The following is a 22,967-nucleotide window of genomic DNA, read 5'->3' on the forward strand; positions in this document are numbered from 1 at the left end:
CTTCGGTCGCCCCTTTTTTTTGATTTCTCGTCTTCCAGCGTCCCAGCTGCACTTGTCACGATCAGGTTTCAGTCCAGTCGTTTGTGCACTCTTGCCACGGCAAAGCCCAACATCGCCAAAGTAAACGCCCCCAGCACCGCCAGTTCCAGCCAGAGGTCGGCCAGCCCGGCGCTGCGCAGCATGATGCCGCGTGTCAGGCGGAGAAAGTGCGTCAGCGGCAGGATTTCAGCGATCCATTGGGCTGCCTTTGGCATGCCGGCGAACGGAAACATGAAGCCCGAGAGCAGGATCTGCGGCAGAAAGGTGAAGAAGGCCATCTGCATGGCTTGGAACTGGCTGCGCGCCAGGGTCGAGATGAATACGCCCAGAGTCAGGCTGGCGAGGATGAACAGTAGTGCCGCGGCATAGAGCGCCCAGAGCGAACCGCGTACGGGAACTTCAAACAAGAGCCGGCCTACCAGTAGCACCACTGTCACCTGAACCAGGCCGATCCCGACGAAGGGCAGAACCTTGCCCAGGGTTAGTTCCCAAGGGGAAAGCGGTGTGGTGATCAGCATTTCCATATTGCCGCGCTCGCGTTCACGTACCAAGGCGATGGCGGTGAACAGCACCATGGTCATGGTCAGGATCACTCCGATCAGCCCTGGGACGGTATTGACCGGTGCGAGGCGCTCCGGGTTATAGAAGTTCACCAGCTGGATGCCGGTCAGGTGCGGCCAGCCCGGCAGAGGGTAGGTCGCCAACTGGCGGGCGGATGCCTGTATCACCTGGTCTGAGCCGTCTACCACCAGTTGCAATGGCGGGCGGTCACGTCGCTGGAGCCGTGCTTCGAAGTCCGACGGTATCACCAGGGCCGCGCTGATTCTGCCTTCACGCAGCAGGCGGTCGAGCTCCTGGGGGTTGGCCAGGTGGTAGCGGAAGTCCAGTACCTGGCTGGCGCCGATCTCTGCCACGACTTCGCGGGACTGGGCCGTGTTCGCCTGGTCCAGCACGGCGGCGTGCAGGCCGCGCACGTCCATGTTGATGGCGTAGCCAAACAGCACCAACTGCATGACCGGGATGCCGACGATCATCGCGAAGGTCAGGCGGTCGCGGCGGAGCTGGCGCAACTCCTTGAGCACGATGGCGCCGAGGCGTCGCAGGTTCATGCGTGGGCTCCGGCATGCGTTTGAGGGTGGTGGGTCACGGCGACGAAGACATCCTCCAGATTGGCCTCGGTCTCTTGCACGTGCGCCTCGATGCCTTGGATGGCCAGCCGCCGAGAGATGCGCTCGCGGGCGTCAGCCACCGCGCTGAGCACGCGCAACGAGTTGCCGATCTGGGCCATGGCGATTACCTCCGCGGCACCTTGCAGGGCGCGTTGCGCGTTGCGTGGTTGGAGACATTCCACCAGTAGCGGGCGGCCGGGTAGGGCGGCCATCAGCTCTGCCGGGCTGCCGTCGGCCACCAGCCTCCCGGCATCGAGGATGCCCAGGCGCGTGCAGCGTTCGGCCTCATCCATATAGTGGGTAGAAACCAGCAGGGTGGTTCCGGCCTCGGCCAGCTCGAACAGCGAGTCCCAGAACTCCCGTCGTGATTGCGGATCGACAGCGCTGGTGGGCTCATCCAGCAACAGCAGGTCTGGTTTGTGTAGCACGGCCCCCGCCAACGCCAAGCGCTGCTTCTGGCCGCCGCTCAAGGTGCCGGCCAGCTGCGTGCGGCGGTCCGTCAGCCAGTAGCGATCCAGCAGCTCCTCGATGCGTTGGCGCCCATCGCGCTTGGGGAGTCCTTGGACGGTGGCGAGAAAGTCCAGGTTTTCGCCTACGGTCAAGTCTTCATAAAGGGAGAACTTCTGGGTCATATAGCCGATCCGCCGCTTCAGCGCTTCGGCATCGCGGGGTATCTGGCAACCGAGAACTTCGATCTCCCCGGCGCTGGGCAGCAGTAATCCGCAGAGCATGCGGATGGTGGTGGACTTGCCACAGCCATTGGGCCCCAGGAAGCCAAATACTTCGGCACGATCAACTCGCAGGTCCAGCCTGTCGACGGCGGTGAGCTGGCCAAAGCGCTTGGTCAGCCCTCGGGCCAGGATGACCGGCTCAGCGCTGTTCATTTTCGGGAACCATGGCTTGAACCGGCAGGCCGGCGGGGAGTTGCCGGGCCGCTTCACCTTCCAGCAACAGTTCGGCGCGGTAGACAAGGCGGCTGGCGTCATCGCCAGTCAGGGCGAAGTACGGGGTGAAACTGGACTCGCTGGCGATGCTGCGAATCCGTGCGTTGAAGGCGTCGTCCACGCCTTCAACCTGCACGCGCAAGCGATCACCGATGGTGAAGTGCGGCCGCACCGAGGCAGGGATGTAAACCCGTGCATAGGGCGCATCTCCCACCAGCAGGCTGACCAGTTCGGCGTTCTGCGGCGGTTGGTCACCGGGTTTGAATGGTAAGGCGTCCACTCTGCCGGCACGCGGCGCGCGCAGGCTCAGGTGTTCGCGGCTGACTTCCAGTTGTGCTAAGCGGCCCTGGCTGGCTTGGAGCAGGGCGGTCGCCTGCTCGATCTGTTCAGGGCGTGTCCCGTTGGTCAGTTCTCGCAGTTGAGCGTCGGTATTGCTGACTGCCGCCCGGGCTTGATCGCGGTTGGCGCGGGCGCGATCCAGTTCGGCAATGGCGACCTGCCGGCGCTGGTAGAGAGCTTCGATGCGCTGATAAGTGCGTTCGGCATCGACGAGTGCGGCTCGATTTCGATTGAGGGAGGCCCGTGCTGCATCCACGGTTTCGGTCCGTGCGCCGTTGTTGAGTTCATCCAGGCGTGCCTGGACCTGGGCGACATCGCCCTTGGCCTCGAGGAGGCGCGCATCGAGTCGGCGCGGATCCAGTTCCAGCAGCAACTGCCCGGCCTGGACCCGATCGCCTTCGTTCACGCGCCAGGCGAGGATGGTTTCTGAAGCTTCAGCCGGCAGTCCGATGCGGTCCCACTCCAGAGTGCCGAGCAGCGGAGCCTGGCTCGTGTCATCACAACCTGCGAGCAAGGCGAACAACAGCAGGCAGGGCAGGGGGCGAATACTCATGGCTTGGCCTCCAGGCCACGCTCGATCAGGGCCAGCGTGTGTCGGAGCATGGCTTCGTCGCCGAGCTCCGGGTTAGCAAAAATGCCGCGCCAGATGGGCGCGGCAGCGTAGGGCAGCATGGTCATGCCAATCAGGGACACCACCAGCAGCCGCGGGTCCAGATCGGGATTGAGCTGGCCGGCGGCCTGGGCCTCGGCGAAGCGTTGGGCGAGTTGCATTGGCACCATCGGTGCGAAGCGGGTGGTCAGTTGGTCGCGCAGAGCGCCACCTTCGCATAGCACCTCGCGCACCCAGAGCGGCGGTAGCCAGGGATTGCGTCGGAGGTTGGCGCTCAGGGCCGTCACGAAGCCCGTAACCAGTTCGCGCGGATCGGTGCCAATCTGCTGAAGTTGCTCAGCCATGCCCTTGAATAGCGGCAACAGGCGCTCCTCCACCAGGGCCTCGACAAGCCGTTCCTTATTGCCGAAGTAGTAATTGACCAGTGCCGGGGTCACACCGGCTTGCTGAGCAATGCTGCGCAGGCTGGCGGCCTGGATACCCTGATGGGCGAAAGCGTCGACAGCGGCATCCAGCAGGCGCTCCCGTTGCAACGGGGAATCGCCGGTGGGTCTGCCGGGGGAGCGGTTGTGAGTCACTGCGGGACTCCCTGAGTGCAAGTGAGCGATACGCAAAATTTAAATATATATTTAATTAATTTGCAATTCTCAGCCGACAAGCGAGCAGCCCTCTGGACGGCAATAAGATAGCTAGCTAATAATAAGTATTACTCATTGCCTGTCTTTTCCGGCACGCTATCTTCAGATGAAATTCTTATGGACTCGGTCAGTGCGCGACTCATTGCGTGCCTTCCTGGCGCCCGACATTCCGGCGCTGCAATTTGCCATCAAGACGCTGCTCGGCGGCGGCCTGGCGCTTTGGTGCGCCATGCGCTTCGGGCTCGAGCAACCGCAGTGGGCCTTGATGACAGCCTTCATCGTCGCGCAACCGCTGTCCGGCATGGTGATCCAGAAGGGCATGGCGCGCCTGCTCGGCACCTTGGTTGGTACGGCCATGTCGGTCGTCTTCATGGGGATGTTCGCCCAGGCGCCCTGGCTGTTCCTGCTCGCCTTGGGGGCTTGGCTTGGGCTCTGTACCGCCTCGTCGACCTTGCTGCGCAGCGCCTGGTCCTACTCGTTCGTGCTGGCGGGCTACACGGTGGCGATCATCGGCCTGCCGGCCATCGCCCACCCGCTCACGGTATTCGACCAGGCGGTGGCGCGCTGCACCGAGATATCCCTCGGAATAATCTGCGCCACCTTCACCAGCGCCCTACTCTGGCCGCAGCGAGTCGAGCGCCAGCTCGCCAGACAGGCGAAGGATGCCTGGGAGTTTGGTATCCAGACGGCACGCTCGGCACTTAAGGGCGGGCGGCAGGAACGCCAAGGCCTGGTAGGCGTGTTGGGGCGCATCGTTGCGGTGGATGCCCAGCGCGAGCATGCCTGGTTCGAGGGCAACCGCGGGCGGCAAAGGGCGGTGGCTTTGCGGGTGTTGAGTCATGATCTGCTCAGCTTGTTGCGCCTGGCACGAGGGGTGGCCAGACAATGGAGCCAGCTGAGCGAGGATGAGGTGCATCAGTTAGCGCCCCGGTTGAGTCAGGTCGATCAGGCGTTGGCCGACCCCGATTCCCAGCGACTGGCCGAGTTGCTCGGTCAATTGATCGAGGATTCGGCCGCTGAAGACCTGTCGGCGGTACAGCAGTATTGCCTGGCGCGCCTGGCCGTCCTGGTACGCCAGGCGGGGGCGGCACTGGCTTCGCTGCAGGCCGTGGAGCGGGGTCAGGCGCCAGACGTCGCGCCATCGGCGCTGTCCTGGCATCGAGACCTGCAGACGGCCACTATTTATGGGCTGCGCAGCGCGTTGGCGTTCCTTGCCCTGTCCGCGTTCTGGCTGGCGACTGGATGGACGGCCGCCGCTGGTGCGCTGACGCTGACCTGCGTGGTGTGCAGCCTGTTTGCCAGTCGGGAGAACGCTGATCAGATCGGTTTCATGTTCCTGCGCGGAATCTTCTACGCCTTGCCTGTGGCGTTCTTCGTCGGACAGGTGCTGCTGCCGCAACTCAGCGGCTTTGCCATGCTTTGTCTGGCGCTCGGGACGCCATTGTTCTTCGGAACCCTAGGCATGGCCAAGCCTGCATTGGGCGCCACCGCTACTTCTTTCTGCCTGCATTTCATCGTGCTGTGCGCCCCGCAGAACACCATGCGTTATGACGTTGCATTCTTTCTCAACGAGGCCATCGCCATGGTCCTGGGTGTCGGATTTGCCGTTCTGGCATTTCGCCTGATTGTGGTTCGCAATCCGGCCTGGCTCAGTCGGCGCCTGCTCAAGGCTACGCTGGTCGACCTCTCGCGCCTGGCTAGGCAACCTTTGGCCAGTGCGGAAAACTGGTTCGGTGGTCGCATGGCGGACCGCATCCTCCAACTCGCGCGCCATGCCCCGATATTGCCGGAGCCGGTCCGGTCTCATTGGGCCGATGGCTTGGCCAGCCTGGATCTGGGCGATGAGCTCCTGCACTTGCGTCGCTGCCTGGCCGCCGGTGATAAGCCTGTGGGGCGTTCTGAGCAACAATTTCTGCGCCGCCTGGAAAAGGTTTTTCTGCAAGGCCCCGCGCCGCTTCATCGCCAGGCTCTGGATGAGCCGGTCGATGAATTGTTGAAGGCATTGCGCGCAGCCGGGAGCAGTATCGACAGGCGTTTGGCCCAGGCAGCTGTGCTGCAGTTGCAGCACAGCTGGCGGCAATGGTGCGAACAACAGGAGGCGAGCCATGAGCTTGCGTGAGTGGTCCCTGGGCGGCGTATTGCTCAGCCCATTTTTGATTTATGCATTGCTGGCGCTGTTGGTGACCGGTGTGCTGCGGTTTGGCCTGGAGCGCGTCGGCATGGCGCGCTGGATCTGGCATGAGGCGCTGTTCGATTGTGCGTTGTATGTTTGCGTGCTGGCTGCCCTGGTGGCGCTGACCGGGCGCTGGTGAAGGAGAAGAAGATGCATTCGATGTTGCGTGTGGCGGTCACCTTGTTGCTGGTGGTGGCGGCTTTGATCGCAGGCTATGGCCTCTGGCAGCACTACATGCTTTCACCCTGGACCCGTGATGCACGAATTCGCGCCGACGTGGTGGTCATCGCTCCGGACGTGTCGGGCTGGGTCACGGATCTCAAGGTTCGCGACAACCAGCAAGTGAAGGCAGGGGATCAGCTCCTGGAAATCGACCGCGAACGCTATCAGGCTGCGCTGGAAAAGGCTCGGGCGGTTGCTGATACGCGCCAGCAGCAATTGCGACTGCGTGAGCACGAGGCGTCCCGGCGTGCCAGTCTGGGTCCGCAGGCGATCAGCGCCGAGCTGCGTGAGAACGCTCAGATCAATGCCGATATTGCCCGCGGTGAGTCCCGCGAAGCTCAGGCCGAGGTCAAGGTCGCCGAACTGAACCTGGCGCGTAGCGAGCTACGCGCCCCGCGCGGTGGCCAGATCACCAACCTGCGGCTGGCCCAGGGTAATTTCGTGAGTGCTGGCGAACCGGTGATGGCGCTGGTGGATGACAGTTCGTTCTATGTGCAGGCCTATTTTGAAGAGACCAAGTTGCCGCGCATCAAGGTAGGCGCTCCGGCGGAGGTCTGGTTGATGAGCGCGGGACAACCGTTGCGCGGTACGGTGGAAAGCATCAGTCGCGGGATCACCGATCGTAATGCCAATCCGGATGCGCAGTTATTGGCGAATGTGGAGCCCACGTTCAACTGGGTGCGATTGGCGCAGCGGATTCCGGTGCGGATCAGGCTGGACCAGGTGCCGGAGGATGTTCAGCTGAGTGCCGGGATGACGGCGAGTGTGACGGTGGAGGAGGAGTGAGGGGCGAGGGCTCACCACAGATTGCCTGTCTGATGTGAGCAGCCATCAGCCCGACTATCCCGCACGACCAAAAGCCCGGATCCAATCCGGGCTTTTCGCTTCAGCCGCAGACGGCGTCTCAGCCGATGGTGATCGGCGGCAGTTCCGGCAGCTCGACGGACAGTTGCTGCTTGGGCGCCAGCACCTCGGCTTCACCATCCACCACTTGCTCGGCATTCTGGTTGAACACACGAGTCGCAATGCGCACACGATTCTTCGGCAGCTTCTCGAGGATCTCCAGTTCGACGGTCAGGCGGTCGCCCAGCTTCACCGGGCGGGTGAAGCGCAGTTGCTGGCCGAGGTAGATGGAGCCCGGGCCTGGCATTTCGCAGGCAATGGCCGCGCTGATCAGGGCGCCGGTGAACATGCCGTGGGCGATGCGCTCCTTGAACATCGTGCCAGCGGCGTACTCGGCGTCCAGGTGCACGGGGTTGCGGTCGCCGGATACGGCGGCGAAGAGTTGGATGTCACGCTCTTCGACAGTCTTGGCAAAGCTGGCTTTCTGTCCCACTTCGAGGGCGTCGTAGGGGATGTTAGTGACCTGGCTCATGCGGTCTCCTTGGCTTGCGGTTGAAGGGAGCGACGGTGGGCAAGCGATTGCTCCAGCCAGTCGATCAAGAATGCGGTCACCTCGTTCCGATTGCTCTCGTTGAGCAGTTCGTGACGGGCGCCCGGATAGAGTTTCAATTGCACGTTCCTGATTCCGGCCAGGCGTAAGGCGTCAGCCAGGTCCTGCAGGCGCCGGCCCTCACTGACCGGGTCGCGCTCGCCGCCGATCACCAGCAACGGCAGGTCGGGGTCGATCTGGGTCAACTGGCTGGGCGGTGTGATGCTCTGAAGCCCGCTCAGCAGGTCGAGCCACAATTGATTAGTGCAGCGGAAGCCGCAAAGCGGATCGCTGACGTATTTGTCGACTTCCTGCGGGTCGCGGCTCAACCAGTCGAAAGTCGTGCGATTGGGCTTGAATGCCTTGTTGAACGAGCCGAAAGATAGAAAATCGATCAATGCACTGCGGCCTTCAAGACCTTGTCGCCAGCGCTCGAAGCGAGCCACGAGTCTGGCCACGCGATACAGTGCGACAGGTTGGTAGTTGGAACCGGAAAGGATGGCGCCCTGCAGGCTGCAGCTATGTCGCATCAGGTACGCCTGGCCGATGTAGCTGCCCATGCTGTGGCCCAGCAGGAAGATCGGGGCCTGTGGGTGCTGCTGGCGGATATGGTGGTTCAGGCTTGCCAGATCGTCCACCACCTTGGCCCAGCCATCCTGTTCGGCATATAGGCCGAGGGTGCCGTGCTCGGCGCTCCTGCCATGGCCTCGTTGATCGTGCGCATAGAGTTCGAAGCCGGCTGCCACCAATGCTTCGCCAAGGCGCGCATAGCGCCCGCTGTGTTCGGCCATGCCGTGGCTGAGCATGATCACTGCCCTTGGCGGACCTTCGCCAGCCCAGTGGTTGACGTACAGGGGGACTGCATCGCTGGCGTCGAGCCAGAAGGCGTCATGGCGCATGGCCGATCCTTATGCCGGGGGGTCGACGCATTGTGCACGGGTGGCCCGCCGGCGCAAAGTCCGGCGGCGGCCACTGGCGAGCGGTAATACGTGAGGGGCAAGATTCACGTGGTCAATGACGGGGCTCGACTATTTGCGTGGTGCCGGGGAGCTGCTAATTTCCGAGCAGCCCCGCAGCGCGGGCCAGACACTTTCAGGGCAGAGAGGACAAGAACAAATGCAACCTGATTTCTGGAGCGACAAACGCCCGGCCGGCGTACCTAATACTGTCGATCTGACTGCCTACAAGTCGGTGATCGAAGTATTCGAGCGGTCCTGCAAAAAATTCGCTGACCGCCCGGCTTTCAGCAACCTGGGGGTGACCCTGACTTACGCCGAGCTGGATCGCCATTCCGCTGCTTTTGCTGCCTATCTGCAGAAACACACCGACCTCAATCCCGGCGACCGCATCGCCGTGCAGATGCCCAACGTCCTGCAGTACCCCATTGCGGTATTTGGCGCCTTGCGGGCCGGGCTCATCGTGGTGAACACCAACCCACTGTACACGGCTCGCGAGATGCGTCACCAGTTCAAGGACGCCGGCGTGCGCGCACTGGTGTACATCAACCTGTTTGGCAAACTGGTCGAGGAGGTGTTGCCGGACACCGAGATCGAATACCTGATCGAGGCGCGCATGGGAGACATGTTGCCAAGCCTCAAGGGGTGGCTGGTCAACGCTCTGGTGAAGAAGGTGAAGAAGATGGTTCCCGACTTCCATCTGCCCCAGGCAGTGTCCTTCAAGGATGCGCTCAAGCACGGCCAAGGGCACGCGCTGCGACCGGTCAGGGTCGGCCTCGATGATATCGCCGTGCTGCAGTACACCGGAGGCACGACGGGAGTGGCCAAGGGCGCCATGCTCACCCACGGCAACCTGGTGGCGAACATGCAGCAGGTGGATGCCTGCCTGTCGCAGCTCGGGCCAAATGGGGCACCGCTGATGAAGCAGGGCCAGGAGATCATGATCGCGCCGCTGCCGCTTTACCACATCTATGCTTTCACGGCGAATTGCATGTGCATGATGGTAAACGGCAACCACAACATCCTCATCACTAACCCGCGAGACATCCCCGGTTTCATCAAGGAACTCAAGAAGTGGCGCTTCTCGGCGCTTCTTGGCCTCAACACGCTTTTTGTCGCGCTGATGGACCATCCGGAATTCAAGAGTCTGGACTTCTCCAATCTCAAGGTCACCAACTCGGGCGGCACGGCCCTGGTCAAGGCCACGGCCGAACGATGGCAGGCGATGACTGGTTGCTCGGTCGTCGAGGGCTACGGTCTTACCGAAACCTCTCCCGTAGCCAGCACCAACCCATATGGCGACCAGGCGCGCCTGGGTACCGTGGGCATCCCGGTGCCGGGTACGGCATTCAAAACCATCGATGACAATGGCAGCGAACTGCCGTTGGGCGAGCGCGGGGAGCTGTGCATCAGGGGGCCGCAGGTGATGAAGGGTTATTGGCAGCGCCCGGAGGCCACGGCCGAAGTGCTCGACGATGATGGCTGGCTGCGAACCGGCGACATCGCGGTGATCGACCCGGACGGCTACGTGCGCATCGTCGATCGCAAGAAGGACCTGATCATCGTTTCCGGTTTCAACGTCTACCCGAACGAGATCGAAGACGTGGTCATGGCCCATCCAATGGTGGCCAGCTGCGCGGCTATCGGCGTGCCGGACGACAAGTCCGGCGAGGCAGTGAAACTGTTCGTGGTGCCGCGCGAGGGGGGGGTCAGCGTCGAGGAGCTTAAGGCCTACTGCAAGGAGAATTTCACCGGCTACAAGGTGCCCAAGCACATCGTGCTCAAGGCGGCCCTGCCGATGACTCCAGTTGGCAAGATCCTGCGTCGCGAGCTACGCGATATCGCGTGAGGAAGACGGGCAGGGCGGGCAACCCGCCCTGCCGCAGCGGCATGCTCCTTAACTTGGCAACCCTGCCTTGCGCGCAGGATTTCCACCTTGCGTCCCCTCGCGACTTGGGTTGTAGCGGCTCTGAGGCCCCGGTTTTCGCCGTTTATCGGCGACTTAGAGTCGGAACTCCAAAAGTGACCAATATATAATTGGTGGTCATTAATGTGACTGGCTGGGGCAGGTTTGGTACTAGTGAGGCTCTGGCAAAGCTGCTACTCTCGGCGCGCTTTTTGCCCTGCCTGGGGTAAAAAGTTGCATACAACACAACAAACAACTGCCTGAGGGCAGTGAAGATCAGCTGTTGCTTAGGAGTGGGCCTCCATGACCGAAAACTTCTGGAAGGACAAATATCCAGCAGGCGTTCCTGCTGAGATCAATGCCGATCAGTACGCCAATATCCAGGCGGTATTGAAACAGTCCTGCCAACGCTTTGCCGACAAGCCCGCTTTCAGCAACCTGGGCAAGACCCTGACCTACGGCGAGCTGTACGAGCTCTCCGGAGCCTTCGCCGCCTACCTGCAGAACCATACCGACCTCAAGCCAGGCGATCGCATCGCCGTGCAGATGCCGAACATCCTGCAGTATCCGGTCGTTGTGTTCGGCGCTATGCGCGCCGGCCTGATCGTGGTCAATACCAACCCGCTGTACACTGCGCGGGAGATGGAGCATCAGTTCAATGACGCCGGGGCAAAGGCCTTGGTGTGCCTGGCCAACATGGCCCACCTGGCCCAGGAAGTCCTGCCCAAGACGGGCATCCGCCACGTGATCGTCACTGAAGTTGGCGACCTGCTGCCGACCTTCAAGCGCCTGCTGGTCAATGCCGTGATCAAGCACGTGAAGAAAATGGTCCCGCCCTATAGCCTGCCCCAGGCGGTCAAGCTCAACGATGCCCTGGCCAAGGGCCGCGGCCGCGCTTTCACGGAGGCCAGCCCGCACAGTGGTGATATCGCCGTGCTGCAGTACACCGGCGGCACCACTGGCGTGGCCAAGGGCGCGATGCTGACCCATCGTAACCTGGTGGCCAACATGCTCCAGGTCAAGGCGTTGATGGGGGCCAATATGAGCGATGGCAGGGAGATTCTCATCGCTCCGCTACCGCTCTATCACATCTATGCTTTTACCTTTCATTGCATGGCGATGATGCTGATCGGCGGCCACAACATCCTGATCACCAACCCTCGCGATCTGCCGAGCATGGTCAAGGAGCTTTCCCAGTGGAAGTTCACCGGCTTCGTGGGGCTCAACACTCTGTTTGTCGCCCTGTGCAACAACGAGGAGTTCCGCAAGCTGGACTTCTCTTCCCTCAAGGCAACCTTCTCCGGTGGCATGGCGCTGCAGCAAGCCACTGCGGAACGCTGGAATGACGTCACCGGCTGTGCCATCTGCGAAGGCTTCGGCATGACCGAAACCAGCCCCGTTGTGTCGGTGAACACCTTCGAGAAGAACGAGATTGGCACTATCGGCATCCCCGTCCCCTCAACCTTGTGCAAGGTAATCGACGATGCCGGCAACGAGTTGCCCCTGGGCTCCGTGGGCGAGCTGTGCGTCAAGGGTCCGCAAGTCATGAAGGGCTACTGGCAGCGCCAGGAAGCCACCGACGAAATCCTCGACGCTGATGGTTGGCTGAAGACCGGCGACATCGCAGTGATCCAGGAAGATGGCTACATGCGCATCGTCGACCGCAAGAAAGACATGATCCTGGTGTCCGGTTTCAATGTGTATCCGAACGAGTTGGAAGATGTCCTCGCCACCCTGCCGGGCGTGCTGCAATGTGCGGCCATTGGCATCCCGGATGAGAAATCCGGCGAGGCGATCAAGATCTTCGTGGTCGCCAAGCCGGGTGCGAGCCTGACCAAGGAACAGGTGATGGAGCACATGCGCAGCAACGTCACTGGTTACAAGATGCCCAAGGCCGTCGAGTTCCGCGATGCGCTGCCGACGACCAACGTAGGCAAGATACTGCGCCGTGAGCTGCGTGATGAAGAGCTGAAAAAGCTTGCCGCGAAGAAGGAGCAGATCAAGGCCTGATACCTTCGCGCGCTGCACCCAAGGCCCCGCAATGCGGGGCCTTTTCGTTTGACGGAGAGTCCATTGCGCAGCGCTGCAGGCTGGCAGCTACAAGGTAGGTCGCGCTCCACCGGGCCACTGTCGACGCCGCGTTTGGATGCGATGATCGATGTAATAAGCGTCATCCAACCCTGTGCGCGACGGGGCGCCGCCATTGGGCGAAATCTGCGACAATCCCGTCCTTGCCGAACAGACCTGCCAGACCGAACGGACCCGATGACCGCGCAATCCCCTAGCCCCGAACAACTCCTGCAGCGACTTGACCTGGTCATGTGTGGTGATCGCCATCGCCTGCGCCGCCAACTCCACGAACTGCGCAAGCACCCGGACGAGACGAAGCTGGCGCAGTGGGTGGAGCGCTTCCAGGCATCCGCGGCGAGGGTTGAGGCGCGGCGCACCAGTGTCCCGAAGATGCGCTATGACGATGCTCTGCCCATTGCCGCCAAGCGCGACGAGATCAAGGCGGCGCTGGAAAAGCATCAGGTTCTGGTGGTCGCGGGTGAAACCGGCTCGGGCAAGACCACCCAGCTGCCGAAAATCTGCCTGGAGATCGGCCGCGGCACCCAAGGCTTGATCGGACACACCCAGCCGCGTCGGCTGGCTGCTCGCAGTGTGGCGACCCGCGTGGCCGAGGAAATTGGCAGCCCTCTGGGCGAGCTGGTGGGCTACCAGGTGCGCTTCGAGGACCAGTCCAACGAACGCAGTCTGATCAAGCTGATGACCGACGGCATCCTGCTGGCCGAAACCCAGCATGACCGCTACCTCGAGCGCTACGACACGATCATCGTCGACGAGGCCCACGAACGAAGCCTCAATATCGACTTCCTCCTCGGCTACCTGAAGACGCTACTGCCGCGCCGGCCCGACCTCAAGCTGATCATCACCTCCGCCACCATCGACCTGGAGCGCTTCTCCAAACACTTCAGTGATGCCCCTATCATCGAGGTGTCCGGGCGCACCTACCCGGTGGACACCTGGTACCGCCCGCTTGCGGCCGAGGTGGATGAGGACGGCGAGGCGCTGTTCGACGACCTGTCCGTCGACCAGGGCATCCTCCGCGCACTCGACGAGATCGCCAGCCATGAACGCGAAGTGGACAAGCGTCCCGGCGACGTGCTGGTGTTCCTGCCCGGCGAGCGGGAGATCCGTGACTGCGCTGAGGTGCTACGCAAGGCCAACTTGCGGCACACCGAAGTACTGCCGCTCTATGCGCGGCTGACCCCGGCCGAACAGCAGAAAATCTTCCAGCCGATGCCGGGCCGCAAGATCGTCCTGGCCACCAACGTGGCGGAAACCTCGCTCACGGTGCCTGGCATCCGCTATGTGATCGACAGCGGCACCGCGCGTATCAGCCGCTACAGCTACCGCGCCAAGGTTCAGCGCCTCCCTGTGGAGGCCGTCTCGCAAGCCAGTGCCAACCAACGCAAGGGCCGCTGCGGTCGGGTCGAACCCGGCATCTGCATACGCCTGTACAGTGAAGAAGACTTCCTCTCCCGCCCGGCCTTTACCGACCCCGAGATCCTGCGCACCAACCTGGCAGCGGTGATCCTGCAGATGCTCCATTTGCGACTGGGCGATATCGAGGCCTTCCCCTTCATCGAGCCGCCGGACAGCAAGGCCATCAAGGACGGCTTCACCCTGCTGCAGGAACTCTCGGCCGTAAACCGCGAGGGCCAACTGACGCCGATTGGTCGACAACTCGCACGGTTGCCCATCGATCCGCGCCTTGGTCGCATGGTTCTGGAAGGCGTACGCCTGGGCAGCCTCGACGAAGTGTTGATCGTCGCCAGTGCGCTGTCCGTGCAGGACCCGCGCGAGCGTCCGATGGACCGCCAGCAGGCCGCCGACCAGGCCCATGCGCAATGGAAGGATGTCGATTCCGACTTCGCCGCACTGATCAATCTCTGGCGCGGCTTCGAAGAGCAACGCCAGGCGCTGGGCTCCAATGCCCTGCGCACCTGGTGCCGGAAGAACTTCCTCAACTACCTGCGCCTGCGCGAATGGCGCGATGCGCATCGCCAGTTGGTGTTGATCTGCCGAGAGTTGAAACTGTTCCCGGAAAACTCCCCACGTAGGAGCGAGCTTGCTCGCGAAGCAGACTCCTCGGCGCAGAAGGTCTTCAGCGGCAGAGAAATTCGCCAGCAAGCTGACCCCGGCAAGGGAGGGGAGGTTCCCGGGCGCACTATCGACTACGCCAAGGTCCACAAGGCCATCCTCTGCGGCCTGCTTAGCCAGATCGGCCAGAAGAGCGAGGAGGGTGACTACCTCGGCGCACGCCAGCGCCGTTTCTGGATTCACCCAGGCACGGCCATTTCCAAGAAGCGCCCGCAATGGATCATGGCGGCCGAACTGGTGGAGACCACCAAACTGTTCGCGCGTATGGTGGCCAAGATCGAACCCGACTGGCTGGAGCCGCTGGCCGGCCACCTGGTGAAGAAAAATCATCTGGAGCCGCATTGGGAGAAACGCCGTGGCCAGGTGGTGGCCTATGAGCAGGTCACGCTCTACGGACTGATCATTGTCGGCCGTCGAGCGGTGCACTACGGCCCAATTGACCCAGAAGTCTCCCGTGAGCTGTTCATCCGCGAGGGCCTGGTGCGTGGTGAAATCCACAGCAAGGCCAAATGCCTGTCGGCCAACCGTCAGCTACTGGAAAAGCTCGACGAACTGGAGGCCAAGGCTCGTCGCCGCGACATCCTGGCCGACGAGGAAACCCTGTTCGGCTATTACGCGGCGCGATTGCCGGCGGACATCTACCAGACCGCTAGCTTCGAGAAGTGGTATGAACGCGAGCGTGCCGGCAATCCTCAGCTGTTGATCATGCGCGAGGAAGACGTGCTGGCTCGGGAGGCCAGTGAAGTGACCGCTGCGCAGTACCCGGACAAGCTGCGCCTGGGCGAGTTGGAACTGCCGCTGAGCTATCACTTCGAGCCCGGCCATGTGCGCGATGGCGTGACCCTGCGTGTACCCGCACCGCTGCTACCGCAACTGCCACCCGAGCGGCTGGAGTGGCTGGTGCCTGGCCTGCTGGAGGCCAAGTGCGTGGCCTTGGTGCGCAACCTGCCCAAATCGATTCGCAAGAACTTCGTGCCCGTGCCGGATTTCGTCAAGGCGGCCCTGGCCAAGCTGGTGTTCGCTCAGGGCTCGTTACCTGAGGCGCTGGGCCGTGAGCTGCAGCGCATGACTGGCGCCCGCGTGCCGGAGGATGCCTGGCCGGAAGCAACGGCACAGTTGGACAGCCACCTGAAGATGAACCTGGAAGTGGTCGACGCTCGCGGCAAGTTCCTCGGCGAGGGCCGTGACCTGGTGGAAATCACTGCACGCTTTGCCGAGGCCAGCCAGGCTGCGCTCGCTATCCCGCAGACGCAGAAAGAACAGAAACCGGTCGAGGCCAAGGGATTTACCGCATTGGCGGAAAAAACCCAGCAGAAGGTCGCGGGCCTATCCATGACCGTTTACCCGGCGCTGGTTGAGGAGGGTGGTGCGGTGAAGGAGGGGCGGTTCCCGACCCAGGCCGAAGCAGAATGGCAGCACCGTCGTGCTTTGCAGCGCCTGCTCCTGCAGCAGTTGGCGGAAACGGCCAAGTTCCTGCGCAGCAAGCTGCCGGGCCTGACCGAGCTGGGCCTGCTTTATCGCGACATGGGGCGCGTCGATGCGTTAGTGGAGGACATCCTCCTGGCCAGCCTCGATACCTGCATCCTCGAAGACGAAGCAAGGCTGCCACGCGATGGTGCGGCCCTGGCCTCCCTGGCGGAAAAGAAGCGCGGTGCCTGGGCTGAGCATGCTGAGCGGCTTGCCCGGCTGACCCTGGACATCCTCAAGCTCTGGCACGGCCTGCAAAAGCGCTTCAAGGGCCGTATAGACCTGGCCCAGGCTGTGGCCTTGAACGATATCAAGGCGCAACTCGGCAACCTGGTCTATCCGGGTTTTGTTCGCGAAACGCCGGCGGAGTGGCTCAAGGAAATCCCGCGCTACCTCAAGGCCATCGAGCAGCGCTTCGACAAGATCGCTGCGCAATTGCAGCGCGACCGAGTCTGGTCCGGCGAACTGGCTGGCTATTGGGAGCAGTACAAGGCACGCCTGGCCAAGCATGCGCAGGAGGGCAAGCGTGATCCCAACCTGGTGCTCTATCGCTGGATGCTGGAGGAGTACCGCGTGTCCCTGTTTGCCCAGCAACTGGGAACCAAGCTGCCAGTCTCGGACAAGCGCCTGTCCAAGCATTGGGCGACGGTAGAGCCCTGATCCGGATGTGAGTGCGAATTCATTTGGACTTGTGAAATAAGGCTCTTAGGGGCATCAGTCACTGGCTCTGCCTGTGACGATTGAAATGTGCCGACTAGCAGGATGAAGTCGGGATTCTGTGTAGCAGCGAGCTTGCTCGCGAAAGATCGCGCTCGGGCTGTTCGCGAGCAAGAACTCTGCGTCCCCCTTGTTCCTACAGGTTCAGCTGTGAGTCTGAGCGCGAAGATTGGTTCCGGCCCCTTCCAGGGGGCAAAAAGCAAGTTCATGTTCCAGGAAGGTGGATATTTACTCGCAAAGCAGGCCCACGGCCGTAGGTTGAGTGGAGCGAAGCGATACCCAACAGAGGTGATGCAGATGCCGGAAATCCCTCACCCCCGGTCTGACTCCCAGCGGGCGAGGGGGATCAGTGCTCCACCTGCCACCAACTGGGCAACAGCCGCCGCACTTCCGGCTGAGCGAAACGGTCGTCCATCAGATGCACCACGCCCTGGTCCTCGGTAGTGCGGATGACCCGGCCCGCCGCCTGCACCACTTTCTGCAGGCCGGGGTAAAGGTACGTGTAGTCGTAGCCGGTGCCAAAGAGCATGGCCATACGCTGGCGTATTTGCTCGTTTACCGGATTCAGCTGCGGTAGGCCGAGGGTGGCGACGAAAGCACCGATCAGGCGCTCGCCCGGTAGGTCGATCCCCTCACCGAACGCGCCGCCGAGCACGGCGAAACCAATGCCCTGGCTGCCGGCTTCGAAACGCTGGATAAAGGTCTGCCGCTCGGTTTCATCCATCTGCCGTGCCTGGAGCCACGTCGGTACTTGCGGATGCTCACGGCCGAACAGAGCGGCCACTTGCTGCAGGTAGTCGTAGCTGCTGAAAAAGGCGAGGTAATTACCTGGCCGCCCGGCGTATTGCCGCGCCATCAGTTCGACGATGGCGGCGAGCGAGCGGGCGCGATGCTGATAGCGGGTGGAAATGCCTTGAGCGACATGCACCTGTAGCTGCTGGGCGCTGAAGGGCGAGTCCACTTCCAGCCAGGGCGTGTTTGGGGCCAGGCCCAGGAGGTCACTGTAGTAATGACGAGGGTTCAGCGTGGCGGAGAACAGCACGGTAGAACGGCTGGTCGCAAAGCGTGGGGCGAGGAAGGGCGCTGGCACCAGGTTGCGCAGGCAGATGCGCGACAGGCTGCGCCCGGTCTTGGTGGGGCGCTTGGCGATGTCGAACAACGAGTGCCGGTCGAACTGCTCGGCCATCCGGCCGAACTGCAGGGCCTGAAAATAGAACTCCTGCAAGGTGCTGTCGACCGCAGCCGGATTGTCGGTGAGATAGTCGGTGATGGCTGAGACCGCATTCTGCAAGGCGCCGAGCAGCTTCTGCGGTGGCAGGTCGTAGGCCGCGTAGTCTTCGTCCTGTTCCTTGTTCAGGGCATTCCAGCAACGCTCGATGCGATCCAGCGGTTTCTTCAGCACGGCGGGGGCGCTTTTACGCAACGCCTTGAACCCGAACTGGTCGAGTTCGACCGAGTACATCTTGCGTGCCCGTTCCACCAGATTGTGGGCTTCGTCCACCAGCACGGCCACGCGCCATTGATTGGCGCTCGCCAGGCCATGGAGCAAGGCGCTGGAGTCGAAGTAGTAGTTGTAGTCACCGACGGTTACATCGCTCCAGCGTGCCAGTTCCTGGGCGAGGTAGTAGGGGCAAACCTGGTGCGCCAAGGCGACTTCACGCAGGGCTTGGCGGTCCAGCCAGCGTTGCTCGACGGCAGCGTGGCGGGCGGCGGGCAGGCGGTCGTAGAACCCCATCGCGAGAGGGCAGGACTCGCCGTGACAGGCTTTGTCCGGGTGTTCGCAGGCCTTGTCGCGGGCGACCAGTTCGAGCACCCGCAGCGGAATGGATGACTCGACCGGGCTCAGCTTGCGCAGCGAATCCAGCGCCAGTTGGCGGCCAGGGGTCTTGGCGGCGAGGAAGAACAGCTTATCTAGCTGCTGGCGCTCGAAGGCCTTGAGCAGCGGGAAGAGGGTACCGAGGGTCTTGCCGATTCCTGTTGGCGCCTGGGCCAGGAGGCAGCAGCCGGTGCTCACGGCCTTGTAGGCGGCTTCGGCGAGTTGGCGCTGGCCCTGTCGGAATGTCGGGTGTGGGAATGTGAGGGCATCCAGGGCAGCGTTGCGTTCGCCCGCGTGGGTGAGCTCCTGCTCAGCCCAGGCGAGAAAGCGCTGGCAGTGTTCCTCAAAGAAAGCGCGGAGACTGCAGGCCGTGTGGCGTTCGGCGAACAGGGTTTCCTGTTGGCTGCTGATATCGAAGTACACCAGCGCCAGTTCGATATCGCTCAACCCCTCCTTCTGGCAGAGCAGCCAGCCGTAGATCTTCACCTGCGCCCAGTGCAGTTCGCGGTGGTTGGCCGGCTGGCGCTGCAGGTCGCCCCGGTAGGTTTTCACTTCCTCCAGGCGGTTCGATGCCTGATCGTAGCCGTCTGCGCGTCCGCGTACCTGCAAGGGGCCGAACTCGCCGCTCAGCGCGACTTCAGGCTGGTAACCGTCGCCACGACGAGCGGCCACCAAAGTGTGTCCGGCGATGCCTTCTTGGGCGGTGGGAGCGGGGGTGAAGCGCAGGTCCAGGTCGCCGCGCTTGGCGGTGAACTCGCAGAGCGCACGTACGGCAATGTGGTAAGCCACGCTCAGGCGTCCGCCCATTGTACGTAGCAGACTTCCACGGGGATGCCGTGCTGGGTGCAGTACTCCAGCCAGCGCAGTTGATTGTCCTGCAGGCGATCGCCCGGGCCTTTCACTTCGATCAGGCGATATCGCTGCTCGTCTGGCCAGAACTGGATCAGGTCTGGCAGGCCGGATCGGTTCGCCTTGATGTGGGCCAGGATACGCAGGAAGCAGGCCTTGAGGTGGGCTGCCGGCAGGCAAGCCAGGGCCTGTCCCAGCAGCTCCTCGCTGAGGTTTCCCCAATGGACGAAGGGCGATAGCAGGCCCATCTTGGCGACATAGGTGTGACGGATGCTGGCTTTGTATTCGCCGCTGTCCAGTTGCGCGAGGCGGGCGCTGAACAGCTCTGCACGGCGCAGGGCGAAATCCGGGCTGAGCAGGTCTGCGGGGCCACTGTGGAAGGGGTGGAAGAACGCCCCGGGCAGGGCGCTGAAGATCACGTCCCAGCACAACAAACCAAACAGCGAGTTGAGCAGAGTGTTCTCGACGTAATGCACGGGCGCTCGCTCTTCCTGTAAGTGCAGCAGCACAGCGTGCTCGACAGATAGCGGCTCCGATGGCAGGGGTAGGGTCAGGTCCAGGCGGCGGATTGGCGCGCGCTCGGCCGGCAGTGTCCTGGGCAACCCGAGCCTGCGTCGCAGGCGCAGGAGGATGCGCGTGAGCTGCTGCTGCTCCTCCTCGCTTTCCGGCTGCTCGCTGGCGGCCTGCGCCAGGTCGAAGGCGTCGGCGTAGGCCGCGTACCTCTCCAGTACGCGAATGCGGCGTACCCGTGCGCCGGCGTACTCGCAGGTCGAATAAAGCTCCAGGGCCGGCCCGAACTGTCCGCAGCGTTCACAGTGCTGGGCGATCTGAAACAACAACTTGCGCCGTCGGGCATCCAGCCAGGGGTTGGTGTGGGGCTTGCGGGGGATGGCGGTCAGCACTTCGTCCAGATCGTCTCCGGCCTCGAAGCGTTCACGGCAACGGTGGAGGTGCAGGTAGTACTCGAGGTCGGCACGTTCGCGGAAGCCGCGCGCGGTGGCGTCGATCTCGACCTTTTCGTACTGGTAGATGCCCAGGTCGGCCAGGACGAACTCCGACCAGTCCTGATAGAGGTTGCCGAAGAACATCAAGCGCAGCCGGTCGCAGAGGTCCATCAGCGTCAGGGCGTAAACGCGATCGCGGCTGGCTGGCGCCCAATCGGCGAAGGTGCGCGGTTGCGGATGTTGATCCCGCAGGGCTTCGAGGCGCTCGGCCTTGCGCCCCTGAGCCTTGCCGAAGCAGGCATCCACTTCGGCCAGGGTCAGCAGCCCGAAGAGCTGTGCCAGTTCAAGCTGCGGTGCTTCATCGACCCAGCCGAGTTCCGCCAGCGGTGCGGCGGCTTTGAGAGTGTCGCCAATTTCCGCGTAATTCAGCTTGCTGGCGCGAAACAGTGTGCCCTTGCGCATCACCATGCGCACCAGCAGCGCCTGGGAGCCACGAGGCAGGGCGGAAAAACATTCGATGAAGCTTTGCTCCTCGACCTCGAGCAGGTCGCTGTAGCGCTCGCTGATCCAGCCCAGCAGGGTGTGGAAGTTGTTCAGGTAGTAAAAAGGGTCGTCGAGGGCGGCGGGCATGGTGGGGTTGAAGGCCGAATATCACTGTTGATTCATACAGATATCAGGCCTGCCCCTGAGGCGGCAATTGGAATTCGATGAGAGGGTTCAGCCCACTCGGCGCTCGGCCCTCACTTGCTTGCGCGCGGCGAGCAGATAGCAATCGGTATCCAGGCCGCCTCCCTGGCAGCATTGGCCGACCAGGGTGGTGCCGATGCGCAGGTTGCCGGAGCACAGGATGGGCGTGCGCTGGAGGCTGAGGCGGCCGGCTGGGCCATCGGTGCTGGGATTCAGGGCAGTGGCAGGTGCATTTATCTCACGAATTCACTTCGCGGCAGGAAAATTAGACCGATTCTGCGGGCGCCGTGGGGTTCGAGAAATTATTTATTTTGTCGCTCCTGAAATTAAAAAGACCTTTATTCAAAGCCTTCTGCCACGCGGGCCCCGCGCTTTCCGTGCGGGCAGCTTTTTCCTAGCCAGCGACTACAAAAATCATAATTTCGCGAATCCTTCGCTCTGAACAGAATGCGGCCAACACCCCCACAGTTATCCGCAACAGCAGAACAACACTGATCAGAATCAGAGGAGGCAAGCCATGACCGACCTGAATCAAACCGCGTTTCAGAAGTACGCGGACAGGGCAGTTGAAAACATAGAAATAGATACGCTTGTCGTTGGCGCCGGTCAGGCCGGCGTGGCTATGAGTGAGCACCTGAGCAAACTCGGGGTACCGCACCTCGTCCTGGAGCGCAATCGTATTGCCGAAGCCTGGCGCACGGGGCGCTGGGACTCGCTGGTTGCTAATGGTCCGGCCTGGCACGATCGCTTCCCAGGCCTGGAGTTCGACGGTCTCGACCCCGACGCCTTTGCGCCGAAAGAGCAGGTTGCGGCTTACTTCGAGGCCTACGCCAAGAAGTTCAACGCCCCCGTTCGCACGGGCGTGGAAGTGAAGAAGGTGGTCCGCAATGCTGACCGTCCCGGTTTCACCATTGAAACCTCCAAGGGAGTGATCCAGGCAAACCGAGTGGTTTCTGCAACCGGGCCTTTCCAGCGGCCAATTATCCCGCCGATCGCTCCTAAGGATGAGACGCTCATACAGATCCACTCTGCCGAGTACCGTAATCCGGGGCAATTGCCCGATGGTGCCGTCCTGGTAGTGGGCGCCGGGTCGTCGGGGGTACAGATTGCCGATGAACTGCAACGTGCCGGCAAGAAGGTTTACCTCTCGGTTGGACCGCACGATCGTCCCCCGCGTGCCTATCGCAACCGTGATTTCTGCTGGTGGCTGGGCGTGCTGGGCGAATGGGATGCGGAGGCCGCCAGGCCCGGCAAGGAGCACGTCACCATTGCAGTGAGCGGTGCTCGTGGCGGTCATACCGTGGACTTCCGTGGCTTGGCGCATCAGGGGATCACGCTTGTTGGTCTGACGAAGTCGTTCGATGACGGTGTCGTGGCCTTTCAATCGGATCTTGCAGACAACCTTGCTCGCGGCGATGAGAACTATCTGTCATTGCTTGATGCTGCTGACGCTTATATCGCCCGCAATGGTCTTGATTTGCCGGAAGAGCCTGAAGCCCGCGCTACGTTCCCGGATCCGGAGTGTGTGACCAATCCCATTCTTGAGCTCGATCTGGCCGAGGCTGGGGTGACCTCAATCGTCTGGGCAACCGGTTATGCAGTTGATTTCAGCTGGCTGAATGTCAACGCCTTCGACGCAAACGGTAAGCCGCAGCACCAGCGCGGCGTCTCCACCGAGCCTGGCGTTTATTTTCTGGGCCTGCCGTGGTTGTCGCGTCGTGGCTCTACGTTCATCTGGGGCGTTTGGCACGATGCCAAGCACATTGCTGACCATATCGCCACGCAGCGCAAGTACCTCGCCTATCGCGATTCATCGCAACGCCGCTCAGCAGACTGATCGACAGGAAAGTCCTGATGGCACGTGCCCTGATTCGCAGGTTCAAAAAGTCAGAATA

Annotated in this window: 15 protein-coding genes; 7 read left to right on the top strand and 8 right to left on the bottom strand. The window is 62.3% G+C overall.

What is annotated here, in order from left to right:
- Positions 1-68: 68 nt before the first annotated feature.
- The 4 genes from OXH74_RS16690 to OXH74_RS16705 are packed head-to-tail and all read right to left on the bottom strand — an operon-like array spanning position 69 to position 3,679.
- Positions 69-1,148: an ABC transporter permease gene (locus tag OXH74_RS16690; RefSeq protein ID WP_375737969.1), complete on the bottom strand. Its 1,080-nt coding sequence runs from the start codon at positions 1,146-1,148 to the stop codon at positions 69-71.
- A complete protein-coding gene (locus OXH74_RS16695) occupies positions 1,145-2,092 on the bottom strand; it encodes an ABC transporter ATP-binding protein (protein ID WP_375737970.1) in 948 nt (315 codons plus the stop codon). Before OXH74_RS16695 ends, OXH74_RS16690 begins: the two co-directional genes overlap by 4 nt.
- Positions 2,079-3,044, bottom strand: coding sequence for an HlyD family secretion protein (locus tag OXH74_RS16700; protein ID WP_375737971.1), 966 nt, complete (start codon positions 3,042-3,044; stop codon positions 2,079-2,081). Before OXH74_RS16700 ends, OXH74_RS16695 begins: the two co-directional genes overlap by 14 nt.
- Positions 3,041-3,679: a TetR/AcrR family transcriptional regulator gene (locus OXH74_RS16705; protein ID WP_375737972.1), complete on the bottom strand. Its 639-nt coding sequence runs from the start codon at positions 3,677-3,679 to the stop codon at positions 3,041-3,043. The genes OXH74_RS16700 and OXH74_RS16705 overlap by 4 nt, the downstream gene beginning before the upstream one ends.
- Before the next feature lie 166 nt (positions 3,680-3,845).
- Here OXH74_RS16705 and OXH74_RS16710 point away from each other — a divergent pair, with 166 nt between their 5' ends.
- From OXH74_RS16710 to OXH74_RS16720, 3 genes are read left to right on the top strand one after another with little or no spacing between them, the layout of a single operon-like run.
- Positions 3,846-5,858 carry an FUSC family protein gene (locus OXH74_RS16710; protein WP_375737973.1) on the top strand — a complete coding sequence of 671 codons (2,013 nt, stop codon included), beginning with the start codon at positions 3,846-3,848 and terminating at the stop codon, positions 5,856-5,858.
- Complete coding sequence (locus OXH74_RS16715) at positions 5,845-6,051, top strand: DUF1656 domain-containing protein (RefSeq protein WP_375737974.1); 207 nt, start codon at positions 5,845-5,847, stop codon at positions 6,049-6,051. The genes OXH74_RS16710 and OXH74_RS16715 overlap by 14 nt, the downstream gene beginning before the upstream one ends.
- Positions 6,052-6,062: 11 nt before the next feature.
- The gene (locus tag OXH74_RS16720) at positions 6,063-6,920 is read left to right on the top strand and encodes an efflux RND transporter periplasmic adaptor subunit (protein ID WP_375737975.1); all 858 of its coding nucleotides are present in this window, start codon (positions 6,063-6,065) and stop codon (positions 6,918-6,920) included.
- Between the two features lie 118 nt (positions 6,921-7,038).
- Here the strand turns inward: OXH74_RS16720 and OXH74_RS16725 are convergent, their stop codons facing one another.
- The gene (locus OXH74_RS16725; protein WP_375737976.1) at positions 7,039-7,509 is read right to left on the bottom strand and encodes a MaoC family dehydratase; all 471 of its coding nucleotides are present in this window, start codon (positions 7,507-7,509) and stop codon (positions 7,039-7,041) included.
- Positions 7,506-8,465, bottom strand: a complete 960-nt coding sequence (locus OXH74_RS16730) for an alpha/beta hydrolase (protein WP_375737977.1) — start codon at positions 8,463-8,465, stop codon at positions 7,506-7,508. The genes OXH74_RS16725 and OXH74_RS16730 overlap by 4 nt, the downstream gene beginning before the upstream one ends.
- Before the next feature lie 217 nt (positions 8,466-8,682).
- On the opposite strand from OXH74_RS16730, the gene fadD2 reads away from it, so the two are divergent.
- The 3 genes from fadD2 (at position 8,683) to hrpA (ending at position 16,719) form a co-directional block, all read left to right on the top strand.
- Positions 8,683-10,371, top strand: coding sequence for a long-chain-fatty-acid--CoA ligase FadD2 (gene fadD2 / locus OXH74_RS16735; RefSeq protein ID WP_375737978.1), 1,689 nt, complete (start codon positions 8,683-8,685; stop codon positions 10,369-10,371).
- Positions 10,372-10,731: 360 nt separating this feature from the next.
- Positions 10,732-12,438 (top strand): long-chain-fatty-acid--CoA ligase FadD1, encoded by a 1,707-nt coding sequence (fadD1, locus tag OXH74_RS16740; RefSeq protein ID WP_375737979.1) that lies wholly within the window; start codon positions 10,732-10,734, stop codon positions 12,436-12,438.
- A gap of 255 nt (positions 12,439-12,693) precedes the next feature.
- Positions 12,694-16,719 (top strand): ATP-dependent RNA helicase HrpA, encoded by a 4,026-nt coding sequence (gene hrpA / locus OXH74_RS16745; protein WP_375737980.1) that lies wholly within the window; start codon positions 12,694-12,696, stop codon positions 16,717-16,719.
- Positions 16,720-17,122: 403 nt separating this feature from the next.
- Here the strand turns inward: hrpA and OXH74_RS16750 are convergent, their stop codons facing one another.
- Both OXH74_RS16750 and OXH74_RS16755 read right to left on the bottom strand, forming a co-directional pair.
- Entirely contained in the window at positions 17,123-19,399 is a 2,277-nt protein-coding gene (locus tag OXH74_RS16750) for an ATP-dependent DNA helicase (protein ID WP_375737981.1), read from the bottom strand.
- The gene (locus OXH74_RS16755) at positions 19,384-21,015 is read right to left on the bottom strand and encodes a VRR-NUC domain-containing protein (RefSeq protein WP_375737982.1); all 1,632 of its coding nucleotides are present in this window, start codon (positions 21,013-21,015) and stop codon (positions 19,384-19,386) included. The genes OXH74_RS16750 and OXH74_RS16755 overlap by 16 nt, the downstream gene beginning before the upstream one ends.
- Positions 21,016-21,589: 574 nt before the next feature.
- Between OXH74_RS16755 and OXH74_RS16760 the strand changes: the two genes are divergently transcribed.
- The gene (locus OXH74_RS16760) at positions 21,590-22,909 is read left to right on the top strand and encodes a flavin-containing monooxygenase (protein WP_375737983.1); all 1,320 of its coding nucleotides are present in this window, start codon (positions 21,590-21,592) and stop codon (positions 22,907-22,909) included.
- The last annotated feature ends 58 nt before the right edge of the window (positions 22,910-22,967 follow it).

Origin of the sequence: Metapseudomonas boanensis (assembly GCF_042232855.1) — a bacterium.
Lineage (GTDB): Bacteria > Pseudomonadota > Gammaproteobacteria > Pseudomonadales > Pseudomonadaceae > Metapseudomonas > Metapseudomonas boanensis.

What these genes read in the sequence shown, in the direction of transcription:
- OXH74_RS16690 (WP_375737969.1), bottom strand. Translation starts at nt 1,148, where the DNA reads ATGAACCTGCGACGCCTCGGCGCCATCGTGCTCAAGGAGTTGCGCCAG.
- OXH74_RS16695 (WP_375737970.1), bottom strand. Translation starts at nt 2,092, where the DNA reads ATGAACAGCGCTGAGCCGGTCATCCTGGCCCGAGGGCTGACCAAGCGC.
- OXH74_RS16700 (WP_375737971.1), bottom strand. Translation starts at nt 3,044, where the DNA reads ATGAGTATTCGCCCCCTGCCCTGCCTGCTGTTGTTCGCCTTGCTCGCA.
- OXH74_RS16710 (WP_375737973.1), top strand. Translation starts at nt 3,846, where the DNA reads ATGAAATTCTTATGGACTCGGTCAGTGCGCGACTCATTGCGTGCCTTC.
- OXH74_RS16715 (WP_375737974.1), top strand. Translation starts at nt 5,845, where the DNA reads ATGAGCTTGCGTGAGTGGTCCCTGGGCGGCGTATTGCTCAGCCCATTT.
- OXH74_RS16720 (WP_375737975.1), top strand. Translation starts at nt 6,063, where the DNA reads ATGCATTCGATGTTGCGTGTGGCGGTCACCTTGTTGCTGGTGGTGGCG.
- OXH74_RS16725 (WP_375737976.1), bottom strand. Translation starts at nt 7,509, where the DNA reads ATGAGCCAGGTCACTAACATCCCCTACGACGCCCTCGAAGTGGGACAG.
- OXH74_RS16730 (WP_375737977.1), bottom strand. Translation starts at nt 8,465, where the DNA reads ATGCGCCATGACGCCTTCTGGCTCGACGCCAGCGATGCAGTCCCCCTG.
- fadD2 (WP_375737978.1), top strand. Translation starts at nt 8,683, where the DNA reads ATGCAACCTGATTTCTGGAGCGACAAACGCCCGGCCGGCGTACCTAAT.
- fadD1 (WP_375737979.1), top strand. Translation starts at nt 10,732, where the DNA reads ATGACCGAAAACTTCTGGAAGGACAAATATCCAGCAGGCGTTCCTGCT.
- hrpA (WP_375737980.1), top strand. Translation starts at nt 12,694, where the DNA reads ATGACCGCGCAATCCCCTAGCCCCGAACAACTCCTGCAGCGACTTGAC.
- OXH74_RS16750 (WP_375737981.1), bottom strand. Translation starts at nt 19,399, where the DNA reads ATGGGCGGACGCCTGAGCGTGGCTTACCACATTGCCGTACGTGCGCTC.
- OXH74_RS16755 (WP_375737982.1), bottom strand. Translation starts at nt 21,015, where the DNA reads ATGCCCGCCGCCCTCGACGACCCTTTTTACTACCTGAACAACTTCCAC.
- OXH74_RS16760 (WP_375737983.1), top strand. Translation starts at nt 21,590, where the DNA reads ATGACCGACCTGAATCAAACCGCGTTTCAGAAGTACGCGGACAGGGCA.